Raw genomic sequence first — 16,778 nt, forward strand, 5'->3', positions numbered from 1 at the left:
CCAGCTCGCCATCCAGACCTTTCAGCCCAGCTCCACCAACCACCTCACAACCATCCGCCGTTCCCGACAAGCGCTGCGTTGTGATCAGCGAAGCCCACGACTGTAGCATAGGTTTTTCGGATGCGGAAGCCACGCCAGTTCTTTTACTGGATCAGCAGGCGGGAACGTATTCAATCGACGTTGGCTTGCAATGCTCGCCGTCAGAACGCCGTGAGTCCGGCCGACGACCGCGGACGAACGGCGTCACGGCGAGAGTCAGGCAGCCAGCGGGCGACCGTCAAGCCTCTTCGTGGAAAGCTTCCTCGCGCTTGCTCTTGATGGACGGCAGCATGACGACGACGATCATCAGTGCCGCTGCAATCAGCAATCCGGCGGATAGTGGACGGGTCAGGAATGTGCTCCAGTCGCCCCGCGCCAGCAGCAACGCCCTGCGAAGGTTCTCTTCCATCATGGGCCCCAGAATGAAGCCCAACAGCAGCGGCGCCGGCTCGCAGCTCAGCTTGTAGAAGACGTAGCCCAGCAGCGCAAACGCCGCAGTCATATAGACGTCAAAGCTGTTGTTGTTCAGCGAGTAGGTGCCAATGCAGCAGAAGACGACGATGGCCGGAAAGAGAAACCGGTAGGGCACTGTCAGCAACTTGATCCAAATGCCGATCAGAGGCAGGTTGAGCACGATCAGCATCAGATTGCCGATCCACATCGATGCGATCAGCCCCCAGAACAGCTCCGGGTTGCTCGTCATGACCTGAGGCCCCGGCTGAATGCCCTTGATGGTCATGGCACCCACCATCAGCGCCATCACAGCATTTGGCGGAATGCCAAGCGTGAGCATCGGAATGAAAGAAGTCTGCGCACCGGCGTTGTTGGCGCTTTCTGGGCCGGCGACCCCTTGGATGGCGCCTTTGCCGAAGGGCACACGAGGATTGCGGACGACTTTCTTCTCCAAGGTGTAGGACGCGAAAGAGGCCAGCAGCGCGCCGCCACCGGGCAACACTCCCAGCACAGCGCCGAGGGCCGTGCCCCGCAGCACCGAAGGCCAGGCCTCCTTGAAGTCTTCCTTCGTCGGCCACAGGCCTTTCACCTCCTTGGTGAAGACCTCGCGATGTTCTTCGGGCTGACCCAGATTGGCGATGATTTCCCCGAAGCCGAACACGCCCATGGCGATGACCACGAAGCCAATGCCGTCAGTCAATTCAGGAACATCGAAGGAGAAGCGCGCCGTGCCGGTGATGACGTCGGTGTTGATCTGCCCGAGCAGCAGGCCAAGCACGATCATTGCAATGGCCTTGATGAGCGATCCCGACGCGAGCACAACGGCGCCGACCAGGCCGAGCACCATCAGTGAGAAATACTCGGCCGAGCCGAACTTGAAGGCCAGCTCGGTCAGCGGCGGCGCGAAGGCCGCGATGATGATGGTGCCCACGCAGCCGGCGAAGAAGCTACCCAGGCCGGCGGCCGCGAGCGCCGCACCGGCACGGCCGCGCCGGGCCATCTGATAGCCGTCGATGGCCGTCACGACGGAGCTGGACTCACCCGGCACATTGATCAGGATGGCCGTCGTCGAGCCTCCGTATTGAGCGCCGTAATAGATACCGGCCAGCATGATCAGGGCAGGTGTGGCGTCCAGCGTGTAGATGGACGGCAGCAGCATCGCGATGGTCGCGACGGGCCCCAGACCGGGCAGCACGCCAATAAGCGTTCCCAGCACCGACCCGAAGAAGCAGTACATCAGGTTCTGCAGCGTCAGCGCCGTATGGAACCCAAGACCCAGATTGTTCAGCAGGTCCATGGTGCCCTCAGCCCGTGATGTAGATGGGCCAGAGCGGGATGGTCAGCTTCAGGCCAAGGATGAACAGCGCCCAACTGCCGACCGTCAGCACAACACTGCTGATCAACACATCACGCCAGTGGAACTCATTGCCGGCCAAGGCGGACAACGTGATGAGCAACGGCAGCGTGCAGGCCAGCCCCAGGCGGGGCAGCGCGACGCCGAAGACGGCGATGGCGGCGACGATGATGAGCAAAGGGCGCCAGGCAATGGCGCCGATGGGATCGCCGCCTTCTGATTCCAGCGTCAACGCCTTGAAAAGCACGAGGCCGCCCAGCAAGGCCAGCAGGATGCCCAGGCCGAAGGGGAAATAACCCGGGCCTGGTCGGGCCGAGGTGCCGAAGGAGTATTCCGTCGAGCCCCATGCGAACGCCACGCCCACCACCAGGAACATCAGCCCGGACCAGAAGTCCCGCTGGCTTTTGATCTTCATTGCTTGTCGCCTCCGGCGCGCCGCGGGCGCGCGTTTTCTTGCCGGTGATTCTGGCAGTCGGGTCGACGCTGCCCGACTGTGGATTACACGTAAGACAAGAGAGACTAGCCTTCCCAGGACGGCGTGCTGCGCAACACCTCCTCCACCGTCGTCACCCCTTCCGCCACCTTCATCGCGCCGGCCAAGCGCAGTGGGCGCAGGCCCTCCTGCATGGCCTGACGACGCAGCGCGGCCAGGTCAGCGACCGAGGCCTTGACGCCTTCTGAAACGGTCAACAGTTCGTAAAGGCCAGCACGGCCGCGAAAACCCGTATTGCGACATTCCAGGCAGCCCACCGGCTTGAAAGGCTTGACGCCTCCACCCAGGCGCCAGTGCCGCACCAGCTCATTGAGGTTCTCCCGCGTGACCATGGGGTCGGGCTGCTTGCAGTGCGGGCACAGGGTGCGCACCAGCCGCTGGGCCAGCACACCAATGACGGTGGCGCTGATCAGATAGCTCGGCACGCCCAGGTCCATCAGCCGCGTGATTGCCGATACCGAGTCGTTGGTATGCAAGGTGCTAAAGACGAGGTGACCCGTCAACGCGGCCTGGATGGCCATCTCGGCCGTCTCCAGGTCGCGAATCTCGCCGACCATGATGATGTCCGGATCCTGGCGCATCAACGCGCGCAGGCCTTCGGCGAAACCGAGATCCAGCACGTTCTGCACCTGGGTCTGGTTGAAGGCCGGCTCGATCATCTCGATGGGGTCTTCGATGGTGCAGACATTGACCTCTTCGGTCGCCAGGCGCTTGAGCGTCGAGTACAGCGTCGTCGTCTTGCCGCTGCCGGTCGGGCCGGTCACCAGGATGATGCCGTGGGGCTGCTTGACCAGGCTCTCCCAGCGGTCGGAGTCGTGCTGGCCGAAGCCCAGGGACGACAGATCCTTGACAGCGGTCTCGGGGTCGAAGATGCGCATGACCATCTTCTCGCCGAAGGCGGTCGGCAGCGTCGACAGCCGCATTTCGACTTCGTCGCCGGCTGGGTTGCGCGTCTTGATGCGGCCATCCAGCGGGCGGCGCTTCTCGACGACGTCCATGCGGCCGAGCAGCTTGATGCGCGAGGTCATTGCGCCCATCACCGTCGGTGGCAGCTGGTAGACCGTATGCAGCACGCCGTCGATGCGGAAACGGATGACACCCATCTCGCGGCGCGGTTCAAGGTGAATGTCCGATGCGCGCTGGTCGAAGGCGTATTGCCACAGCCAGTCGACGACCTGTACGACGCCCTGGTCATTGGCATCGAGCTGCTTGTTGGTCTTGCCGAGTTCGACAAGCTGCTCGAAGCTGGCCACCTGGCTCTGCTCGCCCGCCTTGGCTGCGGCGCGTACCGAACGTGCCAGCGTGAAGAACTCGGTCGTGTAGCGCGCGATCTCCAGCGGGTTGGCAATGACGAGCTTGATGGGCTTGCGCACATGCGACTCAATCTGCGCGACCCAGCTGATGTCGAAGGGCTCGGATGTCGCGATCGTCACGTCATTGAGGCCGAACTGCACCGGCAGGCAGCGCTTGGCTTCGGCATAGCCGATGGACATCACGTCGCCGACGCGGCCCACGTCCACCTTCAGCGGGTCGATGCGCAGATAAGGCAATTTGGCGCGCACTGCCAGCCATTCGGACAATGCGTCCACATCCAGTGGCTTGCCAGTCGACAGGCGCACCAGAGCGGCGTGGCCCAGGCGAACGAGGGGATGCAAGGCGCTATCGCCGGCCGCGAAGCGCTGCTCCGTGCGCTGCACCTGGCTTTCGTCGATGAGGCCATCCTCCTGCAGCCAATGCAGCAGCTGGCGCCATTCCAGGCGGCCTTCAGTCTTCGTGGGGGCAGCCAGTGGCTTGGACTTGGTCGACATCGAGGCTCGGCTTCTCAAAGGGCGTTGAGGATGCTCATCGGCAGCGGCCGCACCAGCCTAAGCCATTTGCGGGCCGGCAACTTGAAGCGCGATTCGATATTAGCTGCGCGCTGCTCCAGGATGTCACGATGTGGCACCTGCACGCCGCGCGCCGCGACGACGACGGTGTTGCCCTCCTTGGTGGGCGCCAGGCTCCAGACCTGATCCGACCCGAAGGCCTTGGCGATACGCAATGCGCTGCGCGCAAAGCTCGCGCTGCGACCGAACAGATTGACCGTCATCAGCCCGCCGTCCGCCAGCACGCCACGGCAGGCGGCGTAAAAGGCCTCGTCGTCCAGCACGGGCGACGCAGCGTCATGGTCGTAGAGATCCACGCTCAACACATCCACCGTCTGCAGGTTGGCGCTGTCATTGACCCAGGCCGCGGCGTCGCCGTTGACGACGCTCAACCGGGCATCGTTGCCCGGCAGACGGAACCACTGCCGGCAGGCGGCGATGACCTCGGGGTTGATCTCCACCGCCGTCGTGCGCATCTTCAGCTGGCCATGGCAAAAGCGCGTCAGCGCCGCGGCGCCCAGGCCGAGTTGCACGGCATGGCCTTCGCCCAGTGCGGCCGGGTCCCGCCACAACATCCAGGCGCACATGCGCTGGATGTACTCCAGCTCCAGCTGATCCGGCTTGCGAATGCGCATCGCACCTTGCACCCAGATCGAGTCCAGGTGCAGAAAACGCACGCCGTCGAATTCGCTCAGCGTCGCCGGGCCCCAGGTCGTTGGCTTGGGCTTCATCGCCCGGCCGTCAGCAGTCTTGTCATAGGCGGGATCCTAGGCCACCAGATACGGCGCCAGCCCGGCCCGCCAGGCGGCGATCTTGTCTGCCAGGCTCAGGCCGGCATGCGCTGGGCTCGTCGACGGCAGTCGCAGCACGGGCAAGGCCACGTCGCCCAGGGCCAGCAGCGTCTGCCGGTGAGCGAGCGCGCCGTTGCAGGCAATCGCGCGCAGCTGCGGCAGCCGGGCAACGAGATCCATCAGATCGCTCGGCTCGGCGGCTTCGATGGCCGTGTCCAGGCTGCCTTCGCGCCGGCAGGCAGCCACGGCGTCCCACAGCGCCACACGGCCGCGGCGCAATGCCTGCAGGCGCTCGGCATAGGGCCGCGTCGCCAGATCCGGTTCGCCCAGCAGCGCCGCCATGACGGGCCAGAAGGCATTGCGCGGATGCGCGTAGTACTGCGCTGCCTGCAGCGAAGCAGCGCCGGGAAAGCTGCCCAGTACCAGCAGACGGTCCTGGGCGTCAAACACCGGCGCCAGGCCGACAAGACGCTCGTTTTCGGGGTTTGGAGGCCTGGCAAACACGGCCGGCAGCTGCGACGATGCGCGGGTTTTCACAGAGAGTGACTCGACATGATGAATACGGAAGCCATCTGGCTGTTTCTCAGCACCCAGGGCGTGGACTTCGGCTTGAAGATTCTCGCGGCCATCGCGGCCTGGGTCGTGGGCCGGTGGCTCATTTCAATCGCTCTGCGCGTGTTCTCGGCCGCGCTGGAGCGCGGCAAGCGCATCGACTCGACGCTGGCCACCTATCTGCGCTCCATTCTCAGCGTGCTGCTGAACCTCGTCCTCATCCTCGCGATCCTGGACATCTTCGGCGTCAAGACCACGTCCTTCGCCGCCTTGCTGGCCGGCGCGGGCCTGGCTATCGGCACGGCCTGGGGCGGGCTGCTGACCCACTTCGCGGCGGGTGTCTTCATGCAGGTGCTGCGGCCTTTCAAGGTGGGCGACTTCGTGCAGGCGGGTGGCGTGACGGGCACGGTGACCGAGATTGGCCTCTTTGGCACCACCATCAACACACCGGACAACGTGCACACCCTGGTCGGCAACAACACCGTGTTCAGCAGCGCCATCCAGAACTACTCGGCGCAGGCGTTCCGCCGCGTCGACTGCCTGGCCAAGGTTGCCAACAGCGTGGACCCGCTGGACGCCATCGCGCGGCTGCGTCCGGCCATCGCGGCCATTCCCAATGTGCTGGCCAAGCCGGCGCCCGATATCGAGATCCTGCAGTTCACGCCCGAAGGCCCGCTGCTGTGCGTGCGGCCGTACTGCCACACGGACCATTACTGGCAGGTCTACTTCGACACCCACAAGGCCGTCGTCGCGACCTTTGGCGCCGCCGGCTACCCGGTGCCCGAAACGCCCCTCGCGCCGCGCAATCGCTGAACCTGGAGAAACCATGGCTGACCTGACCGCCCGCGTCGCCGGGCTGTGGCGCTACCCCGTCAAGTCGTGCGCCGGCGAAGCCGTCAATACCCTGCTGCTGGACGGCGACGGCTGGCCCGTGGGCGACCGCGGCTGGGGCATCGTCGACGCGGGCGGCGAGCTGACCTGGATGGGCGCGCACCCGCGGCTCGCACTGGTCCACGCCCGGCTGGTGGGCTCGGACCTTGAGTTACAGGCCCTGGGCCGATCGTTGACAGTGCCCGGCGAAGGCGGCGACGCGCTGGAAGTGCGCGGCTGGAACGGCGAACGCCAGGACTTCGACGTGCTGCAGGTCTGGGATGCTGGCGAAGACGCTGCCGCGCTGCTGAAGGCGACCACGGGCGAGCCGCTGCGGCTGGTGCGCTTGAGCATCGAGGCACAGCGCCGGCCCATCCTCAATGCACTGCATATCGTCGGCGAGGGTTCGCTGCAGTCCTGGCAGGACGCCATGGCCCAGCCGCTGAACGGGCCGGCACAGCGTGCGCGACCCAATCTGCTGCTCAGTGCCGAAGACGGCGGCGACCTGCCGCCTTTCATCGAGGACATCCTGATCGAGGCCCGCATCGGCGCACTGACGCTGCGCCGCACGACGGTCTGCGTGCGCTGCGTCGTGCCAACGGTGGACCCGGCGAGCGGCGAACCGCAGCCGGTCGTGCTGGACGCCTTGACCCGGCTCAGCGCCGAGCGCGCCCCGGGCGCACCGGTGCAGTTCGGTGTCTACGCGCGTGGCGACGGCGCGGGGACCCTGCGCATCGGCGACCGCGTGGACCTGTCGCTGAATTTCGGCGAGGCCTGATCAGCCCAGTCGCGGCAGCGCGGCGCGCGCGTTGGCGCTGGTGATTGCCGCCGTCTGCTCAAGCGTCCAGCCGCGCAGCTCGGCCAGGCTTTCGCCAATGCGCGGCAGCTCGGCCGACTCGTTGCGCGTCTGGCCAGGGCTGGCTTCACGCTGCTCGGCCGTCTTGTAGAGCCACTGCGGCGGGATGTCCGGCGCATCAGTCTCCATGACCAGCGCCGTATCCGGCACGCTGGCTGCAATGCGGCGGATCTGCAGGGACCGCTCGAAGGTCAGCGTGCCGCCGAAGCCGAGCTTGAAGCCCAGCTCGATGAAGGCTTGCGCCTGCTGCTCGCTGCCATTGAAGGCATGCGCAATGCCGCCCTGCGTGAAGCCGACACGGCGCAGGCCGGCCAGCAGCTTGTCGGCGCTGCGCCGCACATGCAGCAGCACCGGCAGGCCAGCGCGCTTGGCGAGCTTGAGCTGCTCGATGTAGAAATGCTGCTGGGTGTCGGGGTCGATGCCCTCGACGAAATAGTCCAGGCCGATCTCGCCGACGGCGACGAGGCGCGGATCGGCATGATGCGTCTCCACCGCTTCGGCGAGTTTTTCCAGATCGCCCGCGGCGGCGCCCATCACGCACAGCGGATGGATGCCCAGGGCGTAGGTGAAGTCGTGCTGAATGGCCAGCAGGCGCACCGTGTCGAGGTTGTGCGCATCGACGGCGGGAATGACGATCTGCGTGACGCCGGCGGCCCTGGCACGCGCGACGACGGCGTCGCGGTCAGCGTTGAACTCGGCCGCGTCGAGGTGGCAGTGGGTGTCGATCCACATGCCTTCCCTTGTATCTCAGCGGAAGACGACCGTGCGGTTGCCGTTGAGTAACACCCGGTGCTCCGCGTGCCACTGGATGGCCCGCGCCAGGGCCACGCATTCCATGTCGCGGCCGATGCCCACGAGCTGTTCGGGCGGCATGCTGTGGTCGATGCGGGCGACTTCCTGCTCGATGATCGGGCCCTCGTCGAGGTCGCTGGTCACGTAATGGGCCGTCGCACCGATCAGCTTGACACCACGCTCGTAGGCCTGGTGATAGGGCTTGGCGCCCTTGAAGCTGGGCAGGAAGCTGTGGTGGATGTTGATGGCCCGGCCGCTCAGGTCGCGGCACAGCTCGGGCGACAGGATCTGCATGTAGCGCGCCAGCACGACGAGGTCGATCTGGTTTTCGGCCACCACTTCGCGGATCTTGGCTTCCTGCGCCTGCTTCTGTGCGTCGGTGGCGCCCAGCAGCGGGAAGTGGTGGAAGGGAATGTTGTGCGAGGCCGCGAGCTGATAGAAGTCGCGGTGGTTGGAGACGATGGCCGGGATCTCGATGGGCAAGTGCCCGGTCTGCACGCGGAACAGCAGATCGTTCAGGCAATGGCCGAGCTTGGACACCAGCAGCAGCACACGGGTCTTGCGGGCGCGGGCCACCAGCTCCCAATCCATGTCGAACTGGGCGGCCAGCGGCGCAAACGCGGCCTGCAGTGCGGCCTCCTCGGCCTTGGCCTCGAACTCGATGCGCATGAAGAAGCGCGCATGGTCAGCGTCGCCATGCTGGTGGGAGGTCAGGATGTTGCCGCCTTCGCGCAGCAGCACACCGGTGACGGCATGCACGATGCCGGCGCGGTCGGGGCATGAAAGCTTGAGGATGAATCGCGGGGTCATGCGGTCGTTGCAGGGGCTTGGAACTGGCCCGCCACCAGCAGCAGCTGCCGATCGCAGCGCGCCGCCAGATCGCGGTCATGGGTGACGAGAACGAAGGCGGTGCCGGACTCGCGGGCGCGCTCCAGCATCAGCTCGAAGACGACCGCGGCGGTGTCGCGGTCGAGGTTGCCGGTGGGCTCGTCGGCCAGCACGCAGGCCGGGCGGGTGACGAGGGCCCGGGCGATGGCCACGCGCTGGCGCTCGCCGCCCGACAGCTCGGACGGGCGGTGCTGCGCGCGGTCCTTGAGGCCGACGCGGGCCAGCATCTCGGCGGCCGTTTCGCGCGCCTGGGCAGGCGTCTGGCGGCGGATGCGCAGCGGCATCGCGACGTTGTCCAGCGCCGAGAACTCGGGCAGCAGGTGGTGGAACTGGTAGACGAAACCCAGCTGCTGGTTGCGCCAGCGGCCACGCTCGGCCTCATCCATGGACGCCAGCGACCGGCCCATCAGCGTGACGGCGCCCGAGGTCGGCACGTCCAGGCCGCCGAGCAGGTGCAAGAGCGTGCTCTTGCCCGAGCCTGAGGCGCCGACGATGGCCAGCGTCTCGCCGCGCGACACATGCAGGTCCACGCCCTTGAGCACGGTGACGTCCAGGCCGCCTTCGCTGAAGCGACGGGTCAAGGCCGTGGCCTGAAGAATCTGATCACTCATAACGCAGCGCCTCCGCCGGCTGCACGCGGCTGGCGCGCCAGCTTGGGTAGAGCGTGGCGAGGAAGGACAGGGCCAGGGACACCAGCGCAATCGGCACGATGTCGCCTTGCTGCGGGTCGCTGGGCATCTGGCTGATGACGTAGATGCTGCCGGGCAGGAAGCTGACGTTGAGCAGGCGCTCGATGGTGGGCACGATGACGTCGATATTGCAGGCCACCAACAGCCCCAGGCCCACGCCAGACAGCGTGCCGATGACGCCGGCCACCGCGCCCTGCACGATGAACACGCCCATGATGGAGCGCGGGCTGGCGCCGAGCGTGCGCAGGATGGCGATGTCGCTCTGCTTGTCGGTCACGGTCATCACCAGGGTGGAAACAAGGTTGAAGGCGGCCACCGCGACGATCAGCGTCAGGATGATGCTCATCAGGCGCTTCTCGATCTGCACGGCGTCGAACCAGTTGGCGTTGGAACGCGTCCAGTCACGCACCAGGATGTCCGGGCCCATGGCGCCCTTGAGTTCGGCTGCCACGCGGCGGGCGTCGTGGACGTCACGCAGCTTGAGCTGCACGCCGGTCGGGCCACCGGTGCGGTAGAGCTTGGCCGCGTCGTCGATGTGGATCAGGGCCAGGCCCGAGTCGTACTCGTAGTGGCCGGCGCTGAAGGTGCCGACCACATTGAAGCTCCTGTATCGCGGCGAGGCGCCCATCGGCGTGACCTGGGCGCCGGGCGCGACGACGGTGATTTTGTCGCCCACACCCACGCCCAGCTGGCGTGCCAGCTCCGAGCCCAGCACGATGTTCCAGGCGCCGGGCTGCAGTTGGGCGAAAACGCCGTCCTTGAGCTGAGCACCAAGGCCGGTGACCGTCGCTTCCTCGGTCGGCGAGATGCCACGGATGATGGCGCCGCGCATGTCCTCGCCGCGCGCGATCAGGCTCTGGCTGGCGACAAACGGCGCCGCACCCATCACCTCGGGGTTCTGCCTGGCCTTGGCCGCCGTGGCCTGCCAGTCCGGCAGCGCCTGGCCGGTGTACTCCAGCAGCTCGATATGGGCGATGACGTTGAGCATGCGGTCGCGCACTTCCTTCTGGAAGCCGTTCATCACCGACAGCACGATGATCAGCGCCGCCACGCCCAGCGCGATGCCCAGGATGGACACGCTCGAGATGAAGCTGATGAAGCGGTTGCGCCGCCCGCCGCGGCCGGCGCGCGTGTAGCGCCAGCCGACCTGGAGTTCAAACGGCAGGGTCATGAGGCTTTGCAAAGGCGTACGGCATGGGGCCGGGATGGTAACTGGCAGGCCGTGGCGAGAATGGCACCCGACCTCTTCTGGAATCGCGATGAAGCCCTTGTCTGTCCTGCTGCCAGCCTGTCTTCTGACATTCGCCCTGGCCGCCCCGGCCGCGGCCGCGCCCGATCTCGTCATCCTGGTGCGCCACGCCGAGCGCGCCACCGAGCCCACGGGGGACCCCGCGCTGACGCCCGCTGGCGAGCAGCGCGCCCAGGCCCTGGCCCAGGCGCTGGCCGGCCTGCACGTGAACAGCATCCTGACGACGCAGTTCCGCCGCACGCGCGACACCGCCGCACCGCTGGCCAAGGCGCTGGGCCTGCAGCCGCGCGTGGTGGACGCCAAGGGTGCCGCCCATGTGCAGGCGGTGGCCGACGCGGTGCGCGCCCAGACCGGCGTGGTGCTCGTCGTCGGCCACAGCAACACCGTCACGGCCGTGCTGGCAGCGCTGGGCGGCCCGAAGCTGGCGGACCTGTGCGAGACGAGCTTTCATCACGCCTTCTTGCTGCAGCCAGCAACCGAGCCGCCGCGCTGGGCGCAGTTCAGCTATGGCGCGCCAAGCGGAGCGCCCGAAGCGAACTGTCTCTAGTGCAGCATCTGCTCCACCTCGGCCGCCGGGTCGCCGGTGGCGGCGATCTTGGCGGCGAGCAGGTCCAAGTCCAGATGCAGGTGCTCGATCAGCTCGGGCACGGCCACCTTCAGCGCATGCACGGGCTCGTCATGGTGCTCGGCGGCATCCGCCAGCACCTCGGCCACATGCAGCACGGCCGCGATCAGCGAGAAGGGGCGGATCTCCAGCGGCGTGTTGGCGTCCTTGAAGGCCTCCACCATCGCCTGCGGGAAATGCCAGTGCGCAGCCAGCGACGCGGTCACGTCGGCGTGGGTGCAACCGAAGCGGTGCTCCTCCAGCGAGAAGCGGCTGCCGGGCTCGGCGGCATGGGTCTCGACGTCGGCCACCAGATGCGGCTCGTCCAAGGCCATCAGCAGCTGGCCGGTGCGCAGCATCAGCCCCGCGAGGTAGGCGGTGTCGGCCGTGGCCGCATCGGCGCCCAGCATGCGGGCCAGGATGCGCGCGTAGTTGGCCGTGGCGACCCCGTGGCGCCAGAAGGTGGCCCGGTCCAGACCCTGGACCTTGGGAAAGGCACCGCTCAGGCAGGCGGCCATGGTGAGGTTGCGCAGCGTCTCCAGGCCCAGCGCATGGGCGGCGTCAATGACGGTAGCGATCTGGTGCGCGGGGCTGTAGTGCGCCGTGTTCGCCAGGCGCAACACCTTGGCGGTCAGCGCTGCGTCCTTCTCGATCAGCGCGGCGATCTGCGAAATGCCGACGTTGTCGTCGTCGAAGCTCTTCAAGAGCCGCGAGGCCACCTCGGGCATGGTCGGCAGGGCGTTGTGCCTGACGAAGAAACGTTCGGCAGCTGCACTCATCTTTGACCTCCGGGGCGATGACAGTCGGGCCAGTCTAGGACGAAGGCCGCGGACTCGCCACGGACTTCACGTCAGGGCCTGTTAACACCACGGCAATGGGCCGCGAAGGCTAGCCGCCAGGGGCCAATCAAGGCGCAGCGCGCCGCCCGCACTCATGTGCGGGCCAGCGGTGCAACGCCGAGTGGCCCCTGGCGGCTAGCCTTCCCTTCGGGTTGCGGCCGGAAAGGCCGCGCGCGGCGTTGCAAAATCCTCGCCGGGCACCCAGCCCGGCTGCGATTTGCGCCTTGCTCGCGGCCTTTCTGGCCACAACGCGGCCCGTTGCCGTGGCGTTAACAGGCCCTAAACGATCAGCAATGCGCGGAAGTCATTCACATTCGTGAAGCTCGGCCCCGGGACGAGCAGGTCGCCCAGCGGCGCGAAGAAACTGGCGCTGTCGTGCGCGTCCAGCAGGGCCTGCGGATTGAGCCCCAGGGCGCGGGCGCGGCCCAGGCTGCTGGGAGTCAGCAAGGCACCGGCATGGGGGCCGACACCGTCGATGCCGTCGGTGTCGGCGGCCAGCGCATAGACACCGGGCTCGCACTGCAGGGCCAGCGCACAGCCGAGCAGGAACTCGGTGGCGCGGCCGCCTTTTCCAATTGCGGCCGCGGGCCGGCTCGGGTCGACGGTCACCGTCGTTTCGCCGCCGGACAGGATCACGCAGGGCCTGGCAAAGGGCTCGCCGCGGCGTGCGACGGCGCGAGCGAGCGCCGCATGCATGCCGCCGACCACGCGCGACTCGCCTTCGATCTCGTCGCTGAGGATGTGGGCAGCGATGCCCTGCTCGCGGGCAAAGGCGGCGGCCGCCTCCAGGCTCATTTGCGGCGTGGACAGCATGACGAGTTCATGGCCGGCTTGAGCGAAGTCACCGGGCTTGGGCGTCTCGAAGGTGCCTGACTCGAGTCCGGCGCGGGCGGCGGCGGGCAGCTCGATCTTGTAGCGCCGGCAGATGGCCAGCGCATCGGCGCAGGTGGTCGGGTCGGCCACCGTCGGGCCGGAGGCGATGACGGCCGGGTCGTCACCGGGCACGTCGCTGATCGCCAGCGTCAGCACCCGCGCCGGCGCGCAGGCCGCGGCCAGCCTCCCGCCCTTGACGGCCGACAGATGCTTGCGCACGCAGTTCATCTCGTCGATGGCCGCGCCGCTGTTCAGCAGGGCGCGGTTGATCGCCTGCTTGTCGGCCAGCGTCAGGCCGGGCGCGGGCAGGCTCATCAATGCGGAGCCGCCGCCGGAGATCAGGCAGATGACCAGGTCGTCGGCAGTCAGGCCGAGGGTCAGGGCCAGCAGCTTCTCGCTGGCGGCCAGGCCGGCGGCGTCCGGCACTGGATGAGCCGCCTCGACGACCTGCAGCCGGCGCGGCTTGTAGTTCGGCGGTACATGGCCGTAGCGGGTGATGACGAGGCCCGACAGCTTGGCGTCGGCCGGCCAGGCGGCTTCCAGCGCCTGGGCCATGGAACCGCCCGCCTTGCCCGCGCCTAGCACCAGGGTGCGGCCCTTGGGCGGCGGCGGCAAATGCGCCGCCAACACCCGCCCGGGCAGCGCGCGCGCGACGGCCACGTCATAGAGCTGCCGCAGCAGCGCACGCGGGTCCAGGCTCATGCCAGGCTCATGGCTGCCGAGCCCAGCGGCCGATCAACGCGCGCTCTTCTTCCGTCAGGCCGGTCGCGTTGTTCAGCGGCATGGCGCGCTGCACGATGACCTGCTGGTAGATCTGGGCCTTGTGGGCGCTCAGGCCCTCGGCCGAATCCAGCCGCACGCCCTTCTGCGCCACCTCGCCGGTATGGCAGGCCAGGCAACGCTGGGCGGCGATCGCCTGAACCTGCTCGAGCGTGACCGGCGCGGCCGCGGCGGCCTGCGGCGCGGGCGCCATTCTGACGATGAGCCCACCGATGAGTAACGCTGCCAGGCCCAGCGAATCCCAGCCGTTCACGCCCTTGTGCCGCTTCACGAAGAAGATGCGGATCGACACGCCCGCGGCCATCAACACGCACAGCACCAGCCAGTTGTCCGGCCGCTGGTACAGCATGCCGTAGTGGTTGCTGAGCATGGCAATCAGCACCGGCAGGCCGAAATAGGTGTTGTGGACGCTGCGCTGCTTGCCGCGCTGGCCGTAGATGGGGTCGGGCTTCTGGCCGGCACGCATCTGCGCGATGACCTTCTTCTGGCCCGGGATGATCCAGTGCGCCACGTTGGCCGTCATCATGGTGGCCAGCGTCGCGCCGACGATCAGGAAGGCCGCGCGGCCGGCGAAGAGATGACAGGCCAGCCAGCTCTCCAGCACGACAAAGGCGGCGACGACGGCCATCACGCGGCCGTCATTGCCGATCTGGCCGTCCTTGGTGCGGCCGAGGGCCTGGCAGGCGATGTCATAGACCGCCGAGCCGACGACCAGGAAACCCAGCGCCGCCACCACGGCCTGCCAGGGTGCGCCCCAGGTATGGACGCGCGGGTCGATCAGCATCTGGCTGGCATTGCACAGGTAGAGCACGACGAACAGCGCAAAACCGCTCATCCACGTCCAGTAGCTCTCCCAATAGAACCAGTGCAGATCCTGCGGCAGGTTGGCCGGCGCCACCATGTACTTCTGCGGGTTGTAGAAGCCGCCGCCGTGCACGGCCCAGAGTTCGCCGTCCACGCCCTTGGCCTTGAGGTCATCGGCGGTCGGCCTGACGAGGTGGTTGTCCAGCCAGACGAAGTAGAAGGACGCGCCGATCCAGGCGATGACGGTGATGACGTGCAGCCAGCGCAGCAGCAGGCTGGCCCAGTCGAGGAGGTAGATATCCATGAGCGGTGGTGTTCTCGCACGGCCCCACCACGGCGGGTGCTGTGGGGCCCAGGGGTCGCGTCAGCGCAGGCTCAACGCCTCCGACACCGCTGCGACAGGGCGGAAGTGTATGCAGCAGCGGCGCCTTGGCGTCAGCCCTTCTTGAACCCGACGTAGGCCACGCCGATCACCGCACCGCGGCCGTCCTTGATCGGGCTGTAGCAGGCGTCGAACCGTTTGCCCAGCACTTCCACTTCGCCGCTGAAGGACTGGCCCCGGCTGATCATCTCGTAGGCCTTGGCTCGCGCCAGCGGCGTACCCACGCCGCGCGTGCCCTCGGGCGTGAGCACATTGGTGCTGATGCGCACGAACTCGTCGCCGGACTTCACGAACACCGTGGCCGTGGCACCGGTCTTTCGCTTGATGTCGTCCACCAGCTCGTAATCGTTGTTCAGCTTGCGCGCGCCGAAGTAAAGGCCCGGCACCTGCTTGCCGCCTGACGTTTCAGTGCCCCGGAGCTCGGGCTCACCGAGTTGTGCCAGGCGCGCCTGCATGTCGGCGATGAGGGCCTGGGGGTTGCCGGCCGCGTGCAGCCGGAAGAACGCAACGGCGCCGACGAGTTGCTGCGCCTGATCGCGCAGGCTTTCGGCGGCGGCGGCGCTCTGCTCCACCAGGGCGGCGTTCTGCTGCGTACTGCGATCCATCTGGCCGACGGATTCGCCCACGTCGTTCACGTGCCTGGCCTGCACGGCGCCAGCGGCGCTGATCTCGTTGACGATGCGGTCCACCTTCTGGATGGCGTCCACCACCTGCTGCATCGTCTCGCCCGCGCCGTCCACCTGCCGCGAACCCTGCTGCACCTGCTCGCCGCTGTCGGCAATGAGCTGCTTGATCTCCTTCGCGGCGTTGGCACTGCGTTGCGCGAGGCCACGCACTTCGCCGGCGACGACCGCAAAGCCTCGGCCCTGCTCACCCGCGCGAGCCGCCTCCACCGCGGCATTGAGCGCCAGGATGTTGGTCTGGAAGGCGATGCCGTCGATGACGCTGATGATCTCGGCGATGCGTGCCGAGCCGTGGCTGATGGCCTGCATGGTGCCCACCACCCCGCCCACCACGGCACCGCCGCGCTCGGCCACGCCGCAAGCCGTCGTGGCCACGCTGCTGGCATCGCGTGCATGGTCCGCACCGAGCAGCACCTGCTGACGTAGCGTCTCCATCGCGCCCGCCGTGCGCTGCAACTCAGCGGCTTGCAATTCGGTGCGGTGGGAGAGGTCGGTGTTGCCCGTGGCGATTTCGGCGCTGGCCATGGCCACGCTCTCGGCACCCTCGCGCACCTGAGCGACAACCGTGATGAGCCGCTGCTGCATCTGCGCCAGACCCGCCATCACGCTGGCCTGGTCGCCGGGTTTGACGGGCACGTGGTGGGTCAGGTCACCTTGGGCAACATACTGCAGTTGCTGCGCCACGACGCGCGGCTCGCCGCCCAGCTCGCGCAGCAGCGCACGCGACAGCACGACGGCCAGCGCCACGACGGACAGGAGGCTGGTGATCAGCAGGCTCCAGATGAGTGCCTGCCCCAGCGATTGCAGCGCCGCCACGCCGAGCGCCACCGTCAGCATGACCAGCCAGCCGAAGGCCAACCCAAGCTTGTGCGCGGTCGACAGTCCGGCCCGCTTCTCGTTCAACGCCATGTCAATTCTTCGT

16 protein-coding genes are annotated in these 16,778 nt (G+C 67.4%); 3 read left to right on the forward strand and 13 right to left on the reverse strand.

What is annotated here, in order from left to right:
- Positions 1-277 precede the first annotated feature (277 nt).
- The 5 genes from ASC91_RS04095 to ASC91_RS04115 form a co-directional block, all read right to left on the reverse strand.
- A complete protein-coding gene (locus ASC91_RS04095; protein WP_056192690.1) occupies positions 278-1,789 on the reverse strand; it encodes a tripartite tricarboxylate transporter permease in 1,512 nt (503 codons plus the stop codon).
- 7 nt (positions 1,790-1,796) lie between these two features.
- A complete protein-coding gene (locus ASC91_RS04100) occupies positions 1,797-2,261 on the reverse strand; it encodes a tripartite tricarboxylate transporter TctB family protein (RefSeq protein ID WP_056192693.1) in 465 nt (154 codons plus the stop codon).
- 104 nt (positions 2,262-2,365) lie between these two features.
- Positions 2,366-4,147 carry a GspE/PulE family protein gene (locus tag ASC91_RS04105; RefSeq protein ID WP_056192696.1) on the reverse strand — a complete coding sequence of 594 codons (1,782 nt, stop codon included), beginning with the start codon at positions 4,145-4,147 and terminating at the stop codon, positions 2,366-2,368.
- A 14-nt stretch (positions 4,148-4,161) separates the two neighbouring features.
- Positions 4,162-4,935, reverse strand: a complete 774-nt coding sequence (locus tag ASC91_RS04110) for a spermidine synthase (protein ID WP_056192699.1) — start codon at positions 4,933-4,935, stop codon at positions 4,162-4,164.
- 36 nt (positions 4,936-4,971) lie between these two features.
- Positions 4,972-5,532, reverse strand: coding sequence for a DNA-deoxyinosine glycosylase (locus tag ASC91_RS04115; protein WP_235531814.1), 561 nt, complete (start codon positions 5,530-5,532; stop codon positions 4,972-4,974).
- Positions 5,533-5,550: 18 nt separating this feature from the next.
- On the opposite strand from ASC91_RS04115, the gene ASC91_RS04120 reads away from it, so the two are divergent.
- Both ASC91_RS04120 and ASC91_RS04125 read left to right on the forward strand, forming a co-directional pair.
- On the forward strand, positions 5,551-6,360 hold the full coding sequence (locus ASC91_RS04120; RefSeq protein ID WP_056193115.1) for a mechanosensitive ion channel family protein: 810 nt from the start codon (positions 5,551-5,553) through the stop codon (positions 6,358-6,360).
- Between the two features lie 13 nt (positions 6,361-6,373).
- Entirely contained in the window at positions 6,374-7,195 is an 822-nt protein-coding gene (locus ASC91_RS04125; RefSeq protein WP_056192704.1) for an MOSC domain-containing protein, read from the forward strand.
- Here ASC91_RS04125 and ASC91_RS04130 read toward each other — a convergent pair whose 3' ends face one another.
- The 4 genes from ASC91_RS04130 to ASC91_RS04145 are packed head-to-tail and all read right to left on the reverse strand — an operon-like array spanning position 7,196 to position 10,813.
- Complete coding sequence (locus ASC91_RS04130; protein WP_056192707.1) at positions 7,196-8,005, reverse strand: TatD family hydrolase; 810 nt, start codon at positions 8,003-8,005, stop codon at positions 7,196-7,198.
- Between the two features lie 15 nt (positions 8,006-8,020).
- The gene (gene purU, locus ASC91_RS04135; protein WP_056192710.1) at positions 8,021-8,875 is read right to left on the reverse strand and encodes a formyltetrahydrofolate deformylase; all 855 of its coding nucleotides are present in this window, start codon (positions 8,873-8,875) and stop codon (positions 8,021-8,023) included.
- Positions 8,872-9,564, reverse strand: a complete 693-nt coding sequence (gene lolD / locus ASC91_RS04140) for a lipoprotein-releasing ABC transporter ATP-binding protein LolD (protein WP_056192712.1) — start codon at positions 9,562-9,564, stop codon at positions 8,872-8,874. Before lolD ends, purU begins: the two co-directional genes overlap by 4 nt.
- The gene (locus tag ASC91_RS04145; protein ID WP_056192715.1) at positions 9,557-10,813 is read right to left on the reverse strand and encodes a lipoprotein-releasing ABC transporter permease subunit; all 1,257 of its coding nucleotides are present in this window, start codon (positions 10,811-10,813) and stop codon (positions 9,557-9,559) included. Before ASC91_RS04145 ends, lolD begins: the two co-directional genes overlap by 8 nt.
- A gap of 88 nt (positions 10,814-10,901) precedes the next feature.
- Between ASC91_RS04145 and ASC91_RS04150 the strand changes: the two genes are divergently transcribed.
- A complete protein-coding gene (locus ASC91_RS04150) occupies positions 10,902-11,438 on the forward strand; it encodes a histidine phosphatase family protein (protein ID WP_056192718.1) in 537 nt (178 codons plus the stop codon).
- Here the strand turns inward: ASC91_RS04150 and ASC91_RS04155 are convergent.
- The 4 genes from ASC91_RS04155 to ASC91_RS04170 form a co-directional block, all read right to left on the reverse strand.
- Complete coding sequence (locus ASC91_RS04155; RefSeq protein WP_056192721.1) at positions 11,435-12,274, reverse strand: HDOD domain-containing protein; 840 nt, start codon at positions 12,272-12,274, stop codon at positions 11,435-11,437. The genes ASC91_RS04150 and ASC91_RS04155 overlap by 4 nt on opposite strands.
- 339 nt (positions 12,275-12,613) lie before the next feature.
- Positions 12,614-13,909, reverse strand: a complete 1,296-nt coding sequence (locus tag ASC91_RS04160; RefSeq protein ID WP_056192722.1) for a glycerate kinase — start codon at positions 13,907-13,909, stop codon at positions 12,614-12,616.
- A 7-nt stretch (positions 13,910-13,916) separates the two neighbouring features.
- Positions 13,917-15,095 (reverse strand): urate hydroxylase PuuD, encoded by a 1,179-nt coding sequence (locus ASC91_RS04165; RefSeq protein WP_056192725.1) that lies wholly within the window; start codon positions 15,093-15,095, stop codon positions 13,917-13,919.
- Positions 15,096-15,226: 131 nt separating this feature from the next.
- Positions 15,227-16,765 (reverse strand): methyl-accepting chemotaxis protein, encoded by a 1,539-nt coding sequence (locus ASC91_RS04170; protein WP_056192727.1) that lies wholly within the window; start codon positions 16,763-16,765, stop codon positions 15,227-15,229.
- Positions 16,766-16,778: the final 13 nt, after the last annotated feature.

Source organism: Pelomonas sp. Root1237, from assembly GCF_001425055.1.
Taxonomy (GTDB): Bacteria; Pseudomonadota; Gammaproteobacteria; order Burkholderiales; family Burkholderiaceae_C; genus Pelomonas.